Annotated in this window: 17 protein-coding genes and 4 pseudogenes; 4 read left to right on the top strand and 17 right to left on the bottom strand. The window is 69.3% G+C overall.

Going from position 1 to position 17,900, the window contains the following annotated elements:
* Positions 1–3 precede the first annotated feature (3 nt).
* Both ACGFNK_RS14325 and ACGFNK_RS14330 read left to right on the top strand, forming a co-directional pair.
* Positions 4–767 (top strand): annotated as a pseudogene (locus ACGFNK_RS14325) (integrase core domain-containing protein); the annotation flags it as partial.
* Complete coding sequence (locus tag ACGFNK_RS14330) at positions 764–1,162, top strand: hypothetical protein (protein WP_393415693.1); 399 nt, start codon at positions 764–766, stop codon at positions 1,160–1,162. The pseudogene ACGFNK_RS14325 and the gene ACGFNK_RS14330, both read left to right, overlap by 4 nt.
* A 22-nt stretch (positions 1,163–1,184) precedes the next feature.
* Here the strand turns inward: ACGFNK_RS14330 and ACGFNK_RS14335 are convergent, their stop codons facing one another.
* The 7 genes from ACGFNK_RS14335 to ACGFNK_RS14365 all read right to left on the bottom strand — a co-directional run bounded on the left by ACGFNK_RS14335 (position 1,185) and on the right by ACGFNK_RS14365 (position 7,840).
* Positions 1,185–2,879: an IclR family transcriptional regulator C-terminal domain-containing protein gene (locus tag ACGFNK_RS14335; protein ID WP_393415695.1), complete on the bottom strand. Its 1,695-nt coding sequence runs from the start codon at positions 2,877–2,879 to the stop codon at positions 1,185–1,187.
* A 187-nt stretch (positions 2,880–3,066) separates the two neighbouring features.
* On the bottom strand, positions 3,067–3,843 hold the full coding sequence (locus tag ACGFNK_RS14340; protein WP_393415697.1) for an IclR family transcriptional regulator: 777 nt from the start codon (positions 3,841–3,843) through the stop codon (positions 3,067–3,069).
* A gap of 29 nt (positions 3,844–3,872) precedes the next feature.
* Complete coding sequence (locus tag ACGFNK_RS14345) at positions 3,873–4,706, bottom strand: ABC transporter ATP-binding protein (RefSeq protein ID WP_393415699.1); 834 nt, start codon at positions 4,704–4,706, stop codon at positions 3,873–3,875.
* Positions 4,707–4,719: 13 nt separating this feature from the next.
* A complete protein-coding gene (locus ACGFNK_RS14350) occupies positions 4,720–5,502 on the bottom strand; it encodes an ABC transporter permease (protein ID WP_393415701.1) in 783 nt (260 codons plus the stop codon).
* Positions 5,499–6,368, bottom strand: coding sequence for an ABC transporter permease (locus ACGFNK_RS14355; RefSeq protein WP_393415703.1), 870 nt, complete (start codon positions 6,366–6,368; stop codon positions 5,499–5,501). The genes ACGFNK_RS14350 and ACGFNK_RS14355 overlap by 4 nt, the downstream gene beginning before the upstream one ends.
* On the bottom strand, positions 6,365–7,339 hold the full coding sequence (locus ACGFNK_RS14360) for an ABC transporter substrate-binding protein (RefSeq protein WP_393415705.1): 975 nt from the start codon (positions 7,337–7,339) through the stop codon (positions 6,365–6,367). Before ACGFNK_RS14360 ends, ACGFNK_RS14355 begins: the two co-directional genes overlap by 4 nt.
* Before the next feature lie 228 nt (positions 7,340–7,567).
* A complete protein-coding gene (locus ACGFNK_RS14365) occupies positions 7,568–7,840 on the bottom strand; it encodes a glycoside hydrolase N-terminal domain-containing protein (RefSeq protein ID WP_393415707.1) in 273 nt (90 codons plus the stop codon).
* 92 nt (positions 7,841–7,932) lie between these two features.
* Here ACGFNK_RS14365 and ACGFNK_RS14370 point away from each other — a divergent pair, with 92 nt between their 5' ends.
* Complete coding sequence (locus tag ACGFNK_RS14370) at positions 7,933–8,361, top strand: hypothetical protein (RefSeq protein ID WP_393415709.1); 429 nt, start codon at positions 7,933–7,935, stop codon at positions 8,359–8,361.
* 40 nt (positions 8,362–8,401) lie between these two features.
* On the opposite strand, the gene ACGFNK_RS14375 is transcribed toward ACGFNK_RS14370, so the two are convergent.
* Positions 8,402–9,922, bottom strand: a complete 1,521-nt coding sequence (locus ACGFNK_RS14375; RefSeq protein WP_393415711.1) for a carboxylesterase/lipase family protein — start codon at positions 9,920–9,922, stop codon at positions 8,402–8,404.
* 342 nt (positions 9,923–10,264) lie between these two features.
* On the opposite strand from ACGFNK_RS14375, the gene ACGFNK_RS14380 reads away from it, so the two are divergent.
* Entirely contained in the window at positions 10,265–11,338 is a 1,074-nt protein-coding gene (locus ACGFNK_RS14380; RefSeq protein ID WP_393415713.1) for an alpha/beta hydrolase fold domain-containing protein, read from the top strand.
* A gap of 27 nt (positions 11,339–11,365) precedes the next feature.
* Here ACGFNK_RS14380 and ACGFNK_RS14385 read toward each other — a convergent pair.
* The 9 genes and pseudogenes from ACGFNK_RS14385 to ACGFNK_RS14425 form a co-directional block, all read right to left on the bottom strand.
* A pseudogene (locus ACGFNK_RS14385) lies at positions 11,366–11,703 on the bottom strand (sugar phosphate isomerase/epimerase and 4-hydroxyphenylpyruvate domain-containing protein); the annotation flags it as partial.
* A gap of 631 nt (positions 11,704–12,334) precedes the next feature.
* Positions 12,335–13,432: pseudogene (locus ACGFNK_RS14390) on the bottom strand (integrase core domain-containing protein).
* A gap of 106 nt (positions 13,433–13,538) precedes the next feature.
* Positions 13,539–14,300 carry an enoyl-CoA hydratase-related protein gene (locus ACGFNK_RS14395; RefSeq protein WP_393415715.1) on the bottom strand — a complete coding sequence of 254 codons (762 nt, stop codon included), beginning with the start codon at positions 14,298–14,300 and terminating at the stop codon, positions 13,539–13,541.
* Positions 14,297–14,509, bottom strand: a complete 213-nt coding sequence (locus tag ACGFNK_RS14400; RefSeq protein WP_393415717.1) for a hypothetical protein — start codon at positions 14,507–14,509, stop codon at positions 14,297–14,299. Before ACGFNK_RS14400 ends, ACGFNK_RS14395 begins: the two co-directional genes overlap by 4 nt.
* A gap of 11 nt (positions 14,510–14,520) precedes the next feature.
* Positions 14,521–14,674 (bottom strand): annotated as a pseudogene (locus ACGFNK_RS14405) (dioxygenase); the annotation flags it as partial.
* Positions 14,675–14,774: 100 nt separating this feature from the next.
* Positions 14,775–15,440 (bottom strand): GntR family transcriptional regulator, encoded by a 666-nt coding sequence (locus ACGFNK_RS14410; RefSeq protein WP_393415719.1) that lies wholly within the window; start codon positions 15,438–15,440, stop codon positions 14,775–14,777.
* A gap of 89 nt (positions 15,441–15,529) precedes the next feature.
* The gene (locus tag ACGFNK_RS14415; protein WP_393415721.1) at positions 15,530–16,201 is read right to left on the bottom strand and encodes an RraA family protein; all 672 of its coding nucleotides are present in this window, start codon (positions 16,199–16,201) and stop codon (positions 15,530–15,532) included.
* Positions 16,202–16,211: 10 nt separating this feature from the next.
* Positions 16,212–16,919, bottom strand: coding sequence for a 4-carboxy-4-hydroxy-2-oxoadipate aldolase/oxaloacetate decarboxylase (locus ACGFNK_RS14420; protein WP_329231922.1), 708 nt, complete (start codon positions 16,917–16,919; stop codon positions 16,212–16,214).
* Entirely contained in the window at positions 16,916–17,899 is a 984-nt protein-coding gene (locus ACGFNK_RS14425; protein ID WP_329231924.1) for a hypothetical protein, read from the bottom strand. Before ACGFNK_RS14425 ends, ACGFNK_RS14420 begins: the two co-directional genes overlap by 4 nt.
* Between the last annotated feature and the right edge of the window lies 1 nt (position 17,900).

Below are 17,900 nucleotides of genomic sequence, written 5' to 3' on the forward strand. Positions count from 1 at the left end.
CAGCGTTCCGTCCGCCTGCTCATCCTGCGCCTGGCACGGGAGAATCCCGCCTGGGGATACCGGCGCATCCACGGCGAACTACTCGTCCTGGGCGTGCCGGTGGCCGCATCCACCGTCTGGGAGATCCTCAAGGAGGCCAGGATCGACCTGGCACCCGAGCGGGACTCGACCACCTGGACGGACTTTCTTCGCTCCCAGGCTGATGCCCTGCTGGCCTGCGACTTCTTCGAGACGGTCACCCTGACCGGCACCCGGCTGTACGTGCTCGCGGTGATCGAGCACGCCGGCCGCCGGATCAGGATCCTGGGCGCCACCGCGCACCCGACCGCCTCCTGGGTGGCACAAGCCGCCAGAAACCTTGTCATGGATCTCGAGGATGCCGGCTGCCGGGCCGGTTCATGATCCGCGACCGCGACGGGAAGTTCCCCGCCCTGTTCGACACCGTCCTTGAGGATGCGGGGATCGAGGTCGTACTCAGCGGGATCCGGATGCCGCGGATGAACGCGCTCATGGAACGGTGGGTGCAGACCTGCCGACGCGAGCTGCTGGACCGCACGCTGGTCTGGAACCAGCGCCACCTGCTCCACGCCCTGCGCGAGTTCGAACAGCACTACAACTCCCACCGGCCCCACCAAGGCATCGCAGACGCCCGCCCGCTGCACCCCCTGCCTCCGCCGATCACCGACCCAGACAGGATCGCCCGTCTCGACGTACGACGACGTGACCGCCTCGGCGGAATCCTCCACGAGTACGAACATGCCGCATGACCTGCACGGACGAAACTTCCGGCAAGGGCAGGGTCGAAGAGGACTTTCAAGGAGCCAAGGGCCTCACCGGCCTCGACCAGGGCCAGGTCACCTGCTGGACCTCCTGGCACCGCTGGAGCCTGATGTCGATGATCGCCGACGCGCTCCTCGCCGTCGGCGCCCTCCGCGAGCGGCAACGCACCACCTCCGGTGAGAGCGACGACGCGCTGGCCATGGTGCCCGTCAGCCCGCGTGAACTCCTCGCCCTGCTCCGGGTCTTCGTCCTTTCCCGGCCCCGCCAGGACGCCGATCCTGCGCACGCGCTCCACTGGTCCCGCTGGCGCCGCCAACACCAGCAACGCGCAGCCGACTGCCACCGCCGCTGGAACAACGTCACGGTAGCAGCCGTCACTTGACGGGAACCCCACTCCTCACCAACTACAGCTGCCGTGTCGGAACTCGCACGAATCGCCCGGTTATGTGCAGGTCGGCCTCGATGTGAGCAGCCGTGGCCCGCAGTTCCGGCAAGATGGTCGTGACGCACTCCGCAGCGGGGCGGCGACCGCTGTGCATGGTGACGTTGATCGCCGCCATGAGGCCGCCGTCGCGGTCACGTACCGGTACGGCGATCGAGCGAAGCCCTTCTTCCAGTTCCTCATCGACCAGGGCATAACCGTCCTCGCGCACTCGGTCGAGAATCACCTCGAGGTCGGTGGGCCGGGTGACGGTGCGAGCGGTCAGCGCCCCCATCCGCAGGCGCGCCAGCCGGGCAGTGCGCTCCTCGGCCGGCAGCCCCGCCAACAGCACCCGGCCCGTGGAGGTCACATAGGCGGGCACGCGCGCGCCCACGGCGATATCAGCGTCCATGATGCGTCCCGCGGCGACCGAGGCCGCGCACTGGACGTCGTCACCGGCGAGCACTGCCAGGGACGTCGAGTCCTCCACCTTGCGGGTGAGGGCGGCGAGGTGGGGGTGCGCGATCCGGGTGAGTGTCGTCTTGGACAGTGGCGGGAAACCGAGGGCGAGGACTCGGGGAGTGAGCCGGAAGACCCGCCCCTGCAGCGTGACGTAACCGAGGTACCCAAGGGTTATCAGGGCACGGCGAGCCGTGGCGCGGGACAGGCCGGTGGCTTCGGCGACCTCGGAGAGCGTCAGCTCCGCACGGCCCTCACCGAACGCGGTGACCACGGTCAGGCCGCGGGCCAGGGATTCGATGAACTCCCCGCCCAGTTCCTGTTTGGACGCGCTCGTCCAGGTGGCGAGTCCGACGGGAGTGCTCTTGCTCGGCGGCTCGGGAGGCGGAGCGTCGGCCAACTTCCGCTCCATGACGGTCACGGCAGTACGGAGCCTGGGGAGAAGGGAGTCGCGCAGCGAGTCCGCGCTGTGCCGACTGGTATGGCTCACGACGCTCGCCACACAGGCGATCCGGCCGTCGGGGGCGCGAACCGGAACGGATGCGGCGACGAGCCCCGGCTCGATCAACTGGTCGTCCATCGCCCAGCCATGGGTGCGCGCCCGTTCCACCCGTTCTTCGAAGTCTGTCGTGGCGGTACGGTGCGATCGAGGGGGGACCGCCGGGAAGCCGAGGTCCTCGGGGTCGGCGTCCTGCCGCTTGTGCCACCGCGCCCAGTCCTCCGCGCTCCACTCGGTTGCCAGCAGCGGGCCCGGCGCGGTGCGTTCGGCGGGCAGCAGGTCGCCGATGCGGAAGCTCAGCGACAGGGCGCGGCGGCGGATCGCTTGGTGGACGAAGCGGATGCCGTCACCGTCCGCCACCGCGAGGGACACCGACTCGTCGAGTTCCTCGGCGAGGGCATCGGCGTGCGCACTCAGCAGCGCGGGAAGACGCAGGCCGGCCAGGTACGCGTTCCCCAGCTCCATCAGGCGGGGGGCAAGGACGGCGTTGCTGCCGTCCATCCGCATGTACCCCATGTGAGCGAGTGTTCCGGTGACCCGGTCGATGGTGGCGCGGGCCAGGCCGGTGGCCCGTCCCAGATCGCTGAGGCCGGCCGTCCCTCCGGCGTCGGTGAGCTCGCGCAGCACGGCGATCCCCCGGATGAGAGGGGCCACGGCTTCCTCGGGTGGCGCGGGAGCCGCCTTTGGGTCGGTCGGCGTCAGGGCGTGGGGCGATGTCATGGGCTCTCCGCGGCGACTGTCTCAGCACTGTAGTGAATGATGCCTGGTGGGGGCAGAGAGCCGACAGGTCTGGGTGGCCATGACGAGCCCACGGAAACGCCCGTCGCGCAGGGCGGTGTGTTCCGGCCAGTCGCCAAGGCCGGTGCTGCTCCGTGCTGCCGTCGCGGGGGCACGGCATCCGGACCTGCTAGCCGGGGACCTTCAGCTCGGCCTCGATGTCGGCGGCGGTGGCCAGGAGCGGCGGCAGCAGATCGTGGCGTATCGAGTCCGGCGTTCGCCGACTGACGTGGGTGGAGAGGTTGATGCCTGCCACCACCCGTCGTGCCTCGTTCCGGATGGGTACGCCGATCGATATCAGGCCCTGTTCCAGTTCCTGGTCCACCAGACACCAGCCCTGTGCCCGCACGTGTTCCAGTTCGGCGGCAAGTGCCTCCCTTGAGGTGATGGTGCGGGGGGTGAGCGGCTTGAGGGAGGCGGTGTCCAGGTAGTGCCGCAGCCGGCGCTCGTCGAAGTGGGCGAGCAGGACCCGGCCGAGGGAGGTGGCATGGGCAGGGAAGCGGGTCCCGATACTGATGGAGACCGTCATGATCCGCCGGGTGGGTACCCGGCTGACGTACACCACGTCCTCGTCGTCGAGCACCGCCACCGACGAGGACTCGTGGACCTCGGCGACCAGTTGCTCCAGGTGGGGCTGGGCGATATCCGCCAGGGACATGCTGGACAGGTAGGCGTAGCCCAGTTCCAGGACCCGGGGCGTGAGGCGGAAGTGGCGGCCGTCGGTGGCCATGTACCCCAGGTCGGCGAAGGTGAGCAGGAAGCGCCGTGCGGTGGCACGGCTCATGCCAGTGATCCTGGCGACCTCCGAGAGGGTCATCTCGGGTGTGTCGGCGGTGAACGCACGGATGACGGCCAGCCCTCGTTCGAGGGACTGCACGAAGTACCGCCCGGGTTCGTTGTCATCCATGTGCTACGGCCCCTGTGTCGGACGGTGTGTCAGGACTCGGACTTCTGCAGGGCGAGCTCGTCGCTGCGGTCGGCCACTGCTGTATCCGTGTCGCCGTTGTGGTGCTTGGCCCGCTGGATCTGCTCGTAGACGTGGGCGCGCAGTTCGGCGAAGCGGGTGCTGGAGCGGGTGTGCAACTGGTCGCGCTCGTCGGGGAGATCGATCGTCAGATCCTCCATCACCACGGTCGGCGAGGTGGACAGGATGATGGTGCGCTGGCCGAGATAGACGGCTTCGTCGATGTCGTGGGTGACGAACAGGACGGTGACGCCCAGTTCGCGCCACAACCGCCGGATGAGGTCCTCCAGTTCGGCGCGGGTCTGCGCGTCGACGGCGGCGAACGGCTCGTCCATGAGCAGCACCTTCGGCTCGAAGGCGACGGCGCGGGCGATGGCGACGCGCTGCTGCATTCCGCCGGACAACTGCCACGGGTAGGCCTGGTGGGCGTCGGCGAGCCCGACCACCTCCAGCGCATGGTCGACCAGTTCCTTCTCGCGGGCCTTGCCGAGCTTCTTGCGGCGCAGGGGCAGGGCGACGTTGTCGCGTACGTTCATCCAGGCGAAGAGGGAGCGGCCGTACTCCTGGAAGACGACCGCCATGCCGGGCGGGGGTCCGTCGACCGGGCGGCCGTCCAGGCGCACTTCGCCGCCGGTCGGGTCGATCAGTCCCGCCATGCACTTCAGCAGCGTGGTCTTGCCGCACCCGGACGGGCCGACCAGGCATACGAGTTCGCCGGCACCGATATGGAATGTGAGATTCCGAAGTGCTTCGACGCTGCGGTTGCGTCCGGTGTAGATCTTCTGCAGGTTGCGTACGTCGAGCATCGACGTCTCCTTGTCAGGGGTTGCGCTGGGCCCGGCGCAGGCCGTGGTACCAGGCCAGGACCCGGTTCTCGGCGATGCGGAAGAGCAGGGAGAGGGCGAATCCGAGCAGGCCGAGCAGCAGGACACCGCTCCACATCTCGGGGATGGCGAAGGAACGCTGGAACTGCACGATGGTGAAGCCGAGTCCGTTGCTGGCGGCGAACATCTCGCTGATGACCATGAGAATGATCGCGATGGAGAGGGCCTGGCGCATGCCGGTGACGATCTGCGGGCTGGCCGAGCGCAGCACCAGGTGCCACAGCCGGGACGAGCCGGTGATGCCGTAGGAGCGGCAGGTGTCGCTCAGGACCTCGTCGAGGGCTCGGACGCCTTCGACGGTGTTGAGCAGGATCGGCCACATGCAGCCGCTGACGATGACGATGACCTTCATGGTGTCGCCGATGCCCGCGAACAGCATGATGACGGGTACGAGCACCGGGGGCGGGATGGCCCGGAAGAGTTCCAGGACCGGCTCCAGTACGTCGCGCACGCCACGGTGCATGCCGACCACCAGGCCGAGTCCGACACCGACGGCGACGGCGAGGAGATAGCCGGCGAGCAGGCGGACCAGGCTGGGTACGACGTCCGACAGCAGTCGTTCGCCCGTCCATACCTCCCCGAACTTGCCCAGGATGCTGGACAGCGGGGGGACGTAGAAGTCGGTGCTTCCCGCGGTGGCGAACCACCAAACGGCGAACAGGACCGCGGGCAGGCCCAGGACCAGCCCGGTCCGCCGGGCGAGTGTGAGGACGGTCATCGCTGTCCCTCCCTGCGCATCGATTGGTGCCAGTGCAGTGCCCGCCGCTCGACCGCCCGGGCCACCAGGTTGACCGCGACCCCAAGGAGTCCGGTGACCAGGACCAGGGCGTAGACCCGCGGTACGGCGCCGGAGGTCTGCGCGACCGCGAGCTGGTTGCCCAGGCCGGGCGAGCCGATGACGAGTTCGGCGGTGATCGTCAGGACGAGTGCCACGGTCGCGGCCAGCCGCACGCCGGTCATCACGTACGGCAGCGCGGTGGGCCAAAGGACGTACCGCACCCGCCCCCAACCGCCCATCTGGTAGCTGCGGGCGGTGTCCTCGGCGACCGGGTCGACGTCCTGCATGCCCGCCAGGACCTGGACGAGCACCTGCCAGAAGGAGGCGTACACGACCAGCAGCAGCTTCGACTCCAGGTCGGTGCCGTAGAGCAGCACCGCCACCGGGATCAGCGCCACCGACGGGATCGGACGCAGGAACTCGATGGTGGAGGCGGTCACCGCCCGCAGCACCGGCACCGATCCGATCACCACCCCGGCCACCACCCCGGCCACCACGGCGATGGCCAGGCCCAGGCCCCAACCGGTGAGGGTGTCACCGAGCGCGGTCCAGAACGCGTCTTCGCCGAGCATCTGCCACAGGGCCCGGCCCATGTCGGAGGCGGGCGGGAGGTAGTCGGCGGAGACGACACCGGTGTGCGGCAGCACCTCGAGCAACACCACCAGCCCGGCCAGGCCTGCCAGTCCGCGCAACGGGGTGCGCGCTCTGTCCAGAGTGCGCCGCACGCGGCCACCGCCCACCCCGCCGGGACCTGTCGCGGTCCCGGCGGGCTTCGTCAGTACAGGAGTGCTCCCGGACGCGCTCATGAGAACAGGGCATCCAGGTCGGGCTTCTTACCGCCGAAGATGCCGTCCTGCTCGCCGAGCGAGGCCAGCTTCTCCAGGGAGGCCATGTCGTACTCGGCCGGCCAGGTCGGCAGCGTCAGGTTCTTCAGCACCTCGCCGTCGATCTTGGTGTAGGTCGTGACGATCTGGCGTGCCTCGTCCGGGTGCTCGGAGGCGTATTTCAGCGACTCGGTCACCGCCTCGGTGAACTTCTTCACCAGGTCGGGGTTCTCCTGGGTCAGCTTGGTGGAGGCGAAGTACGTCGCGATCGTGAGGTTCGGGTCGGTCTCGGCGAACGGCGACGCCACGACGCGGGCGCCCTGGCCCTTGGCGATGGTCAGCGCGGGCTCGCCCACCCAGGCAGCGTCCACCTGCCCGCCGTCCAGCGCGGCCGGCATCTGGTCGAACGGCATCTCGACGAACTTGACCTTCGAGGGGTCGCCGCCGTCCTTGCGCACCACCTCACGGACCGTGGTGTCCCCGATGTTCTGCAAGGTGTTGACCGCCACCGTCTTGCCGGCGAGGTCCTTGGCCGACTTGACCGGGCTGTCCTTCTTGACGGCCACCCCGCTGATGTCCTTTCCGGTGTCACCGGTGGAGGCGGTCCCGTTCACCACTGACTTGATCGGCACACCCTTGGTCTGGGCGATCATCAACGACGTGACGTTGCTGAATCCGAACTGGAACTGACCGCTCACCACGCCGGGGATGATCGCGGCACCGCCCTGAGCGGTCTCCATTTTCAGGTCGATGCCGCGGCTGCTGAAGAACCCCTTCTTCTGCCCCAGATACAGGGGTGCCACATCGACGATCGGGATGATCCCCACTTTGACCTGGGTGGTCTTGTCCCCGTCCGAGGAGGACGAACCACCGGCCCCGGAAGAAGATCCGCATCCGGCCGCGGCTGCGACCGTCACTACCGCTATGGCAAGCCCGAGAACGCGCCTTTGCATGGGGACTCCTGACAGGAACGAGTGTGTGCGCATTGCGAACATCTGTCCGTGTGCCGAACAAATGCAAGCGGAGATTATGTCCCTGCCCGAATCGCGTCAATAGGTCCGCCGAGGCTCCTCCCGGAACCGCGCCCTGCCGCCTTCTCCAGATCCAGACATGTTCCGACGGGTGCACCGCGGCAGCAGCAAGCCTGAGGTGCGGACGTGTTCAGCGAAGACCCAGGAGTCCTACTCCGCGCCGCGGTCGACCACCTTGGTCACCCGCTCGTGGGGGTCCTCGCCCCGGTAGGCCGGGTACTTGTCGGCGTGGTTCGTGCCCGCGACGAGGACGATCGTCACGGCGTCGGAGTTGTCGACCCGCACCTTGGTGTCCGTGCCCCCGACCGAGCCGCCCTCGGCGGTCACGTAGAGCTGGGACTCGAAGCGCATCTGGTTGTCGTTCAGGTTGCCCGGGACCGTCAGCCGTGCGCCCTCGCGGGTCAGGCGCTGCGCACCGCACACGTCGCCGACTGCCGGGGGCTCTTCGACCGGTTTTCCCTGGACCCCGGCCAGCGCCTCCCCGACGCCGCGCGCTCGTCTCCCGCGCAGACAAGGTGATCGTCCACGAAGCCGTCCCCGGCCCCGGCCGGACGATCGGCACCACGCTGAGCGTCGGCACCGCCCTCGACGGCCTGCCTTCGAGCGTGGGCTTCACGACCAGGGCCACCGTCGCGAGCGGCTCCTGCCACCTCGATCTGCGCGGCGCCTACCCCTCCGGGCAGGGCGCGTACAGCTACGAGGGCGTCACCCGCGCCGTCGCCACCGACACGGGTGACGCCGTGACCGCCGGCGGCTCCACCATCGTGGTGGCGAGAGCCACCAGGATGATCCTGCTGACCGAGCCGGCCCGCTACGCGGCGTCCACCGGCTGGGAACCGGCGGCTCATCGGCCTGTGACCGGCCGTGTGCACAACGAGTGCCGGGGCCGTGGTTGTTGCCGGTCCTCGACCGGTGTCGAAGAACCGCGGTCGGCCAGGCGGTGACCTGGCCGACCGCGGGCCGGATGGTGGGGAGCGGAGACCGCTACGCCGTCGTCAAGGGCAACGCGGCGAAGGTGTGCCGCTCCCAGAGGCGGCGGGAGGCCTCCTCCGGGTAGGCGGCGACCGTCGGTTCCGAGTCAAGGACCTGGACGAGGCGCTGCTCGCTGTCGTAGGCCGCCCAGCCCGGGTCGCCCGTGGCCGCGAACGCGGTCCACGCGGAGCGGAAGCGGGCGGAGAGCGCCTCGGTCGCGGGCGAGGGCGCCGGTCCGGTCAGCATGCCGCCGAGCCCGCCGTACACACCGAAGGCCAGCGGTACATCCAGGCCATGGCAGGCACCGAGAGCGCCGCCGTTCGCCGGAGCGGACCAGGTGAGGTCGTACATGTGCGCCCGGCCGCCACCGGCCACCTGGGCCTCCACCAAGTGCAGCGATGGCATGCGGAACAGCCAGTCGGACTGGACCAGTTCGAACAGGTACTCCGCCGAGGCGTCCGGGAACGCGGCGCGGTAGGCGTGCTCGGCGTCCGGCGTCGGCCCGAACAGGCCCAGCGCCATCGAAGCCAGACCCTCGTCCACCCGCCCGAGCATCCCGCCCAGCATGAGGAAGAGACGGTACTCGTCCCGGTTGTGCCCGGCGATCAGCTCCACGTCGCGTGCGGCACCGCTTGCCAACGCCTCCCACGGCGTGGTGGGCAGAACATCTCCGTCGACGACGGGCGAGAACGGGGTCGGGGTGAGGGCGACCGGACCCCAGCGGTGCACGTACTCGCGCATCCGACCACTCAGCGCGGCACCCGCCTCGGGCAGCTTGCGCGGGTCCACACCGGACAGGTCGGCCACCGTCGGACGCAGGCCGAGCTCACCGGCCAAGGTCTCGGCGATGTCCGCGGCCAGCGCCTCCGAGAAGAAGGTACCCGGCACGCTCTGCGCGATGGCCCGCCGGAACAGTCCCCGCGCCCGGGGCATGGCCATCAGCGCGGCGATGGACCCGGCGCCGGCCGATTCGCCGAAGACGGTGACCCGGTCGGGGTCGCCGCCGAAAGAGGTGATGTTCTCGCGCACCCACTCCAGAGCCGCGACCTGGTCGAGCAGAGCCCGGTTCGCGGGAGCGCCCTCGATCGAGGCGAACCCCTCGATGCCGACACGGTAGTTGAGAGTGACCACGATCAGGTCGCCGTCCCGCGCCAGGCGGCTGCCGTCGTAGGCGGGGTCGTCGGCGGAGCCGAACTTGTAGGCGCCCCCGTAGATCCACACCATCACCGGTCGGCGCGCCGCCGGGTCGGCGTCCGGCGTCCAGATGTTGACCGTCAGCCAGTCGTCACCTGCCGGAGGGGGTCCGGCGGGAGCCGCCTCGGGCCCGAACGGCTCCTGCGGGGGAGGCGGACCGAACGCGAAGGCCTCCCGTACCCCGTCCCAACGGTCCGCCGGTCGCGGCGCCGCGAAGCGTGCCTCGCCCACCGGTGGCTGCGCGTACGGGATGCCGCGAAAGACTGCCAGGCCGCCCTCACGGCGGCCACGGACCGCACCGGCCGCCGTCATGGCCTCCGGAAACTCGCTTTTGGTCATGGATGACTCCTCACAGAACGCCGCGTCGCAGCCGGTACGGGCAAGGGTCGGGATCGGGAATCGCCTCGCGCAACACCATTGACACTCGCCCACCGCAACCTGAGACTCATGCCTGCTCAGAGTGAACCACACTTCACCAGGCGAACGAATTGCGTGCTCACGATCTCCTTCGTGTCGCTCGCCCGGCGGATCAGCCGGAGAGACACCACGGTCCCGGCACCCGTCACGGCCACTGTCGGCGCGGGCGCATCGGACAGTCGGCGTTCGGTCTCCCGGTCTCGTTCGTTCCATCGCTCCATTCGGCTTCAGCTCACACGAACCCCTCGAAGAGGAGTCGGCACGATGCAGCTACGCACAGGGATACACCTGAGTCAGTTGCGCTCGGGGCGCATCCCTCGGGCACTGGCGGCGGCCGCCGCAGCCGTGGTTCTCATCACGGCTGCGGGGGCCGCAGCCCCCGCCCGGGCGCAGACCGATGTGGAAGTCACCAAGGACCTCGCCTACGCACCCGCCCAACCGCCCGGCACTCAAGGCCACTTGCTGGACCTCTATGTCCCCAGGTCCGCGCAGCCGGTCCCGCTGGTGATCTTCTCCAGCGGCTCGGGCTGGCTGGCCGACAGCGGACGCCGCGGCGCCGACAGGGTGGCCGCACAGCTCAACCCGCGGGGATTCGCCGTCGCGGGCGTGGCGATCCGCTCCAGCGGGCAGGCGCAGTTCCCGGCGCAGCTGTACGACATCAAGGGCGCCATCCGCTGGCTGCGCGCGAACGCCAGAACGTACAACCTGGACCCGCACCGCGTCGCGATCATGGGCGACTCATCGGGCGGCTGGACGACCGCGATGGCCGCGGTCACCGGCGACCGTCCGGAGCTGGAGGGCGACGTCGGCCCGCGCGGGCCGTCCAGCGCTGTCCAGGCGGCCGTGCCGTTCTACCCGCCGACCGACTTCCTGCAGATGGACGCGCACATGCCGGACGACTGCAGGGTGTTCAACTCGGCGTTCGGGCTGACGGACTGCCACTCCGACGCCCGCTCACCCGAGTCGCTGCTGCTCGGCTGCACCATCACGGTCTGCCCTGGCAAGGTCGTCGCGGCGAACCCGCTCACCTACATCGGCGAGCGGCACACCCCGCCGTTCCTGATCTTCCACGGCGAGCAGGACCCCTTCGTGCCGTACCACCAGAGCCGCCTGCTCTACGACGCCCTCGCGGCCGCGGGTGAGGAGGCACGACTGATCTCCTTCCCACGAGCCGGGCACGGGCCTCTGGAGGACATGCTCACCGACGACGAGACCCGCCAGGGTGCCTACCAGGAGACCACACGCAACGGGCACAGCACGCCGGCCCGCCCCGTGACTCCGACGTGGCCGACCGTCGTCTCCTTCCTGGAACAGCGGTTGCGCCCGGTGTCCCGCTGAGGCACTGGTCCTCGCCGCCCAACGGGTCTACCGTCGTTGGGCGGCGAAGCGTACGAAGGCGTTGGCGGCGCCGTATCCGCGGTAACCGCCGGTCCGTTGGACGATCTCGAAGAAGACGTACCCGACCGTATCCGTGTAGCAGCGGCGGAACTCCCCGCCCTGTTCGTCCTCCCCGCCTGCTCATCGCGGTCGCAGAGAATGCCAAGTTCGCGGTACGTCTCCAGCTCCCCGTCGGGGCATTCGTACGGTGCCGCCAGGTCGTCGCAGTAATTCGCCGGAATCCTGAGGAGTTCGGCGCCCGCCGCACGGACGTGCCGCACGGCCTCGACGATGTCCTCGACGGCGAACGCCGCATGTCGGGGCCGGACCTCGCGGGCCACCGCGTTCTGATTCGTCGTCACAAACAATCACGATGCAGGTGGCCGTACCCATGCCCACAGGTACCCCACTCCGCCACACTGACCAGCGACGACGCCCTACGCCTCACGAACTACAGCTGCCGTGTCAGTAGCTCCTTCTCCTGGGTCAGGAGCCGCTGCGTGATGCTGAGCGCATCTGGGCAGCCATCACGCTCATGACCAGCCGCAGTCACCCGCCGGACCTCCCGCAGAAGCGGACAGGCGGCCTCCCGCGAGGCGGAACGGGACTGATCGTTGTGAAGGTGGTGGTCACCACCGCAACCCTGTTCCGGCCGCGTTCCAGGCTCCTTCACTCTCCCACTGCATCGCCCAAGCCGGCAGTCGTTAGGGGACCAGGGTCCCGGCCGGCGACCGCGAGTCAGTCGACCCCGGCGTCTACAACTGGTGTCCGAGCTGGGCTTCCGGGGCCGTAGAGGCGTTATCCACGGCGGCGAACCCCCACGATCACGAGCGTAGCGATGAACGCCACGATAGGCCCCCCGGCAACCGGGTGGAAAAGCACCTTGACGCTGCCGTAATCGTCGAAGTCAAAAACGCCCACCGACACTGTCCTTGCCGAGAATCTCGTCCGTGCAGGTCAGGCCGCATGCTGGTACTCGTGGAGGGTGCCGCCGAGGCGGTCGCGTCGTCGTATGTCGAGGTGGGCGATAGCGTCCGGGTCGGTGATCGGCGGAGGCAGGGGGTGCAGCGGGCGGGCGTCTGCGATGCCTTGGTGGGGCCGGTGGGAGTTGTAGTGCTGCTCGAACTCGCGCAGGGCCTGGAGCAGGTGGCGCTGGTTCCAGACCAGCGTGCGGTCCAGCAGCTCGCGGCGGCAGGTCTGCACCCACCGTTCCATGAGCGCGTTCATCCGCGGCATCCGGATCCCGCTGAGCACGACCTCGATCCCCGCATCCTCAAGGACGGTGTCGAACAGGGCGGGAAACTTCCCGTCGCGGTCGCGGATCATGAACCGGGCCCGGCAGCCGACATCCTCGAGATCCATGACGAGGCTCCTGGCGGCCTGCACCACTCAGGAGGCGGTCGGGTGCGCCGTCGCGCCCAGGACGCGGATGCGCCGGCCGGCGTGCCCGATCACCGCGAACACGTACAGCCGCGCCCCGGACAGGGTGACCGCTTCGAAGAAGTCACACGCCGGCAGGGCATCGGCCTGGGAGCGCAGAAAGTCCGTCCAGGTGCTGGAACCCCGCTCGGGTACCGGGTCGATCCCCGCCTCCTTCAGGATCTCCCACACAGTGGAGGCGGCCACCTGCACGCCCACAACCAGCAGCTCGCCGTGGATGCGCCGGTATCCCCAGGCTGGATTCTCCCGTGCCAGGCGCAGGATGAGCAGGCGGACGGAACGCACCGTGCGCGGCCGCCCCGGGCGTTTCGGCCGGGAGACGTCAGCGTGGCGGCGCGAGATGAGGTCACGGTGCCAGCGCAGCACAGTGTCCGGGCGCACCAGCAGCCGTGCCCGGCGCAGCACACCGCGCGGGAGCCGGTGCAGCAGCGCGGCCAGGAACACCCGGTCACTCGGGGCGAACCGCACCCGATCCCGGCCGAGTTGGCGTTCCAGCACCGTGATCTGATGACGCAGCGCGAGGATCTCCGCGTCCTTGTCCTGGTTGCTCACCGGCAGCAGCCGCAGCAGGGCGAACACGTTCGCCACAGCCAGATAGGCAAGTCGAAGCAGCACGACCGGCCATCATGCCGGGGCGACCACCAGCCGCGCGAGTACCCTGCCCTCCAGACAGACCCTCACCTGCATGGATGAGGTTTCCGGCAAGCACAACGTCGGCCGCTCAGGTGCCGGTGAACTTCGGCTTGCGGCGATCCTTGAAAGCGGCGACGCCCTCGGCGTAGTCCCTGCTGCGCAGCAGCTCGGCCTGGCCTGTGCGTTCGATCTCCAGCGCGCGGGCGAGGGCGGGCATCGCTGCCTCGTCGACCGCTCGTTTGATCCGCGCGTACGCGAGGGGCGGACCGGCGGCCAGTCGTGTGGTCACGGAGGCGACCTCCGTGTCGAAGACGTCGTCGTCCACCACCTGGCTGATCAGGCCCCACTCGGTGGCCGTCTGGGCTGGGATTCGCTCAGCGAGCATGGCCATCCGCATGGCCCGGGCGCGGCCCACCGCTGCCGGTACCAACGCGGTTGCGCCGCCGTCAGGCATCAGCCCCACGTCTGCGAAGGCGAGCAGGAAGTACGCCGACCGTTTCGCGATCACCAGGTCGCAGGCCAATGCCAGAGAACAGCCCACCCCTGCCGCGGCCCCGCCCACGGCCGCTATCACCGGCTTGCCGATCCGGCGCAGCGCAAGGATCGCCCGGTTGGCCGCGTCCACGGTGCTCGCGTCCACCACGCTGGCAAGGTCAGCGCCGGAGCAGAAGGCCCTTCCCTCTCCGGCCAGCAGCACCACCCGTACGCCGTCGTCGTCGGCCGCCGCCTCGACCGCTTCGGTGAGATCGATGAGGTCCGCCGTGCGCAGCGCGTTGAGCCGGTCCGGCCTGGACAGCAGCACCTGCAGTTCGGCACCTTCGCGGGTCGTGCGAACACCGTGCGGGTTCACTTCGCCGTCTTCTCACTCGGCCGTCGCAGGATGTAGCGCAACGCTCGTTCCAGGACCGGTCCGGGATCCGGAGGTCCGGTCATGCTGCGCCATCCGACATGCTGGTCCGGACGGATCGGGACGGCGCCGTCCGGGCCGGCTTCGCGTTGCGCAGCCCAGGCGCCGGTGGCGTCGATCCACATGTTCTCCGGAGTTCGGGTTGTGGTCACAGCTTCTCTCCTCAGCTCGGGGTGTGGGCGCCGGTCATCAGGGGCGGCAAGGTCCTCGGGGTGGAGGAACGACGGCGGGGGCGGCGGGCGCCAGTTGTAGAGACCCTTGGCTCCTTCGAAAGCGCCCGGCTTCCACAGTTGGTCGTCGAGGATGCAGTCGAGGTCGCGGCCCGGCCGACGCATCGCGAAGACCGGCTGAGGGCAGTCACCGCCGGAGTCGGTGCGCCCCGGCATCAGCGAGCCCCCTCCGGGGAGGTTCCGCCCTCTAGTCCCCTATGGCGGATCGGGCGCCGATACCGGTGCTGCTGCGATGGTCGTTGATGCTCTTCAGTAGCCGTGTGCGGCTGCGTGCGGCGAGCGCCTTGATGATCCGCTCATGCTGGGCGACGGTCTGGCGCCGGTGGGCCATCGTCGCGTAGTCGATGGCGATGAAGGCATCGGCCAGCGTCCACAGCCGTTTTACCTCATCGAGGACGAGGTTCAGTGGCGAGAGGCCGAAGATGCGGAGGTGGAACTCGTGGTTGAGGGCCACCATCTCCACCCATCCCTCGCCGGGTACCAGTTCGCCCATGCGCTCATTGAGCAGCCGCAGCTCCAAGATGAAATCCTCGTCGGGCCAGGGAATCGTGCGCGCGAGTTCCTCCTCCAGCAGCGTGAGCATGAGGCCGATCTGGGAGAGTTCCTCACGGGACCGTTTGGTGACGAAGTACCCCTGGTGGCGGCGGTGGGTGAGCAGCCCCTCGCTGGCGAGAACGCTCAGGGCCTCCCGCACGGGGACCCGGCTGATCCGCAGCTGCTCGGCGATCTCCTCCTGACGGATCTGCTCGCCGGGAAGCAGTTCGCCGAGAAGGATCTTGTTCCGCAGTTCGCGCAGCGTCCGCTCTGCACTGGCTCCTTCTTTGACGAGCGCACGCCCATTACGACCGGCCACGCGATCACTCCCCGGCTGGATACAATTTTGCACTCAGTATAAGAACCATTCTTCCGGGGCGGCCGCAACGGGGTTCGGAACAGGGGGAGTCATTCCTCTGAGCTCAGGCGGGTCTGGAGAGTGTGGTAGCCCGCTCTGGCACGTGCTTTCGCCAGAGGGACGCCCTGCTCCACGTCGGCCCGGATCCGGTTCTCGGCGTCGCGGATCTGCTCGGCCGCCGCGATCACCTCCTCGGCCCGGCCCACGGGGATGGCCACGACGCCGTCGGCGTCGCCGAGCAGCAGGTCGCCAGGTTCCACGCGGACTCCGCCGATGGTGACGGGTACCTGGTAGCCGTCGACGCGGACCCGGTCCTTGCCGGTGCGCATCCAGCGGCCCCGGCTGTAGACGGGGTAGCCCAGTTCCAGCGCGCGGTCGGAGTCACGGCACACACCGTCGATGACGGTGCCGCCGATCCCGCGCCGCGAGGCGGTGGCGGTCAGCAGATCGCCCCAGACCGTGGCGTCCATGCGGCCGGCGTTGTCGAGGACGACGAGGCTGTCGGGCTCCAGGTCGTCGATGTAGTCGCCGACGGTACCGGGGTCGGTGCCGACCGGCCCGTACCGTACGGTGAACGCCCGGCCGGCGAGGCGGAAGGTACGGTCGAGTGGCATGATTCCCAGGCACTGTCCGCCGATGCCCAGGCGGTCCAGTGCGTCGCTGACGTGGCTGGTGTCGAGGTTGCGCAGCGCCTTCGCCGCGGCCTCCGGTGAATCCGGCATCTGGGGCTCCCTAGCGGTCGAGCATGTTTTCGTAGTCGGCGGACATCACATCGGCCATCGGGTGGCCAGCCCGTACGCGTTCGACCATCGCCCGTTCCTTCGCCGCGATGGCTTCGGCCGTGGAAAGCACCTGCTCGGTGTGGGCGGCCGGTACGAAGACGACACCACTGGCGTCCGCGATGACCAGGTCACCGGGTGCGACCGGGACACCGGCGATGTCGACGGGTACGTTCCAGGCCCGCTCGAGGACCCGGCCGCGCGCGGTGACTGGTACTCCTGCCGTCGCGTACACCGGGAGGTCGAGCTCGCGCGCTTCGTCCACGTCGCGGCAGGCGCCGTGGACGACGACACCGGCGACTGCGTTCCGCTTGGCGCCCGCGGAGAGTACGCCTCCCCAACCGGCCGCGTGCGTCCTGCCGTAGTGGGCGACCACGATGACGTCGCCGGGACCGGAGGCGTCGACCGCCGCGGTGCCGAGGTGGCGGCCGGAGGCCACGACGCCCGGGCCGGCCTCCACGAGGTCGATGGTGACCGCGCGTCCGGTGATCCGGCGCGGTGCCGCCAGGGCAGCCAGTCCGAGGGCGGCACCCGGCAGGCCGAGCTTGTCCAGTGCGTCGGAGACGGCGCAAGCGTCCAGCCGCGCCAGTCTGGCGAGTGCTTTGTCCGGGCCGATCGTCTTCACTGCGGTCTCCTCGGTGGCGTGGGCGTGGCTGGTCATGCCCACAGTCCGAACGCCAGGCCGATGCCGGTGCCTGCGGGGCTGCGGTAGGCGGGCAGGTAGTCGACCCATTTCGCGGACAGGTGGCTGCCGGCGCCGGCAGCGGTGATCCAGTTGCGGATCTCCGACGTTCCGGAGTCCAGTCGGCGGACGGGCAGGCCGCGCAGGGTGGCGCGGTCATGATCGGTCATCGCGGTGAGCAGGGTGTTGTCCAGCTCGGCGTCGACGACGAAATGGCTGAGCCCGCCGGAGGCGACGACGCCCACCCTGGCATGTCCGGGGGCGGATTCGACGGCCTGGCGCAGGGCCACCCCGAGGTCGAAGCAGCGGGCCGGGGTCGGCTGGTTGGGTTTGAAGTACGTGTTGAGCAAGACCGGTACGGCGGGAACCGGGTGGCCCTTGAGTAGTTTGCCCGTGACCCAGGCGAACGCGTGCCCGAAACCGGTCTCCTCCGGGGTGGAGTCGCTGGAGGAGACGTCGAAGCCCTGGTCCACCAGGGACTCGATGAGGTGCCTGCCCAGTACGGCATCGCACGGGTAGGTCGCACCGTCCATCCCGAGGTTGCGCTGGACCTCGATGATCTGCGGCCCCAGGCCCATGTCGATGGGGTGGTGCGTGGTCATCTCCGCGCCATGGTAAAGCGCGATCGAGGGAAGGTTCCGGTGGGAGAAGAGTTCGTCCTGGTCGTCCCCCACGATGATGATCGCGTCCAGAGCGAGCGAGACGAGATCCTCGGAGAGCCGGCGGATGTCGGCCTCGGCCTGGGCGAACTTCCGGTCCCAGACCTCCGGGACGAGTTCCGGGAAGTAGCGGTCGCCCGCGCGCTCGGCCAGTTCGGCGTAGGGCCGTATCACGCCGTCGGTGTCGTACAACTCGGTGTTGGCCTTGTCGTGTTCGGCGCGCAGGCGCCACATCTTCTCCGGCTCCATGCCGAGCATGGGGCTGTGGGAGGTGCCGGCCACGGCGACGATATTTGCCATC

The organism is Streptomyces sp. NPDC048825 (genome assembly GCF_043198355.1).
GTDB lineage: Bacteria > Actinomycetota > Actinomycetes > Streptomycetales > Streptomycetaceae > Streptomyces > Streptomyces xiangluensis.

Excerpts from the sequence above, each read along its gene's own strand:
- ACGFNK_RS14330 (WP_393415693.1), top strand. The coding sequence starts at position 764 with ATGACCTGCACGGACGAAACTTCCGGCAAGGGCAGGGTCGAAGAGGAC.
- ACGFNK_RS14335 (WP_393415695.1), bottom strand. The coding sequence starts at position 2,879 with ATGACATCGCCCCACGCCCTGACGCCGACCGACCCAAAGGCGGCTCCC.
- ACGFNK_RS14340 (WP_393415697.1), bottom strand. The coding sequence starts at position 3,843 with ATGGATGACAACGAACCCGGGCGGTACTTCGTGCAGTCCCTCGAACGA.
- ACGFNK_RS14345 (WP_393415699.1), bottom strand. The coding sequence starts at position 4,706 with ATGCTCGACGTACGCAACCTGCAGAAGATCTACACCGGACGCAACCGC.
- ACGFNK_RS14350 (WP_393415701.1), bottom strand. The coding sequence starts at position 5,502 with ATGACCGTCCTCACACTCGCCCGGCGGACCGGGCTGGTCCTGGGCCTG.
- ACGFNK_RS14355 (WP_393415703.1), bottom strand. The coding sequence starts at position 6,368 with ATGAGCGCGTCCGGGAGCACTCCTGTACTGACGAAGCCCGCCGGGACC.
- ACGFNK_RS14360 (WP_393415705.1), bottom strand. The coding sequence starts at position 7,339 with ATGCAAAGGCGCGTTCTCGGGCTTGCCATAGCGGTAGTGACGGTCGCA.
- ACGFNK_RS14375 (WP_393415711.1), bottom strand. The coding sequence starts at position 9,922 with ATGACCAAAAGCGAGTTTCCGGAGGCCATGACGGCGGCCGGTGCGGTC.
- ACGFNK_RS14380 (WP_393415713.1), top strand. The coding sequence starts at position 10,265 with ATGCAGCTACGCACAGGGATACACCTGAGTCAGTTGCGCTCGGGGCGC.
- ACGFNK_RS14415 (WP_393415721.1), bottom strand. The coding sequence starts at position 16,201 with ATGCCGGATTCACCGGAGGCCGCGGCGAAGGCGCTGCGCAACCTCGAC.
- ACGFNK_RS14420 (WP_329231922.1), bottom strand. The coding sequence starts at position 16,919 with ATGACCAGCCACGCCCACGCCACCGAGGAGACCGCAGTGAAGACGATC.
- ACGFNK_RS14425 (WP_329231924.1), bottom strand. The coding sequence starts at position 17,899 with ATGGCAAATATCGTCGCCGTGGCCGGCACCTCCCACAGCCCCATGCTC.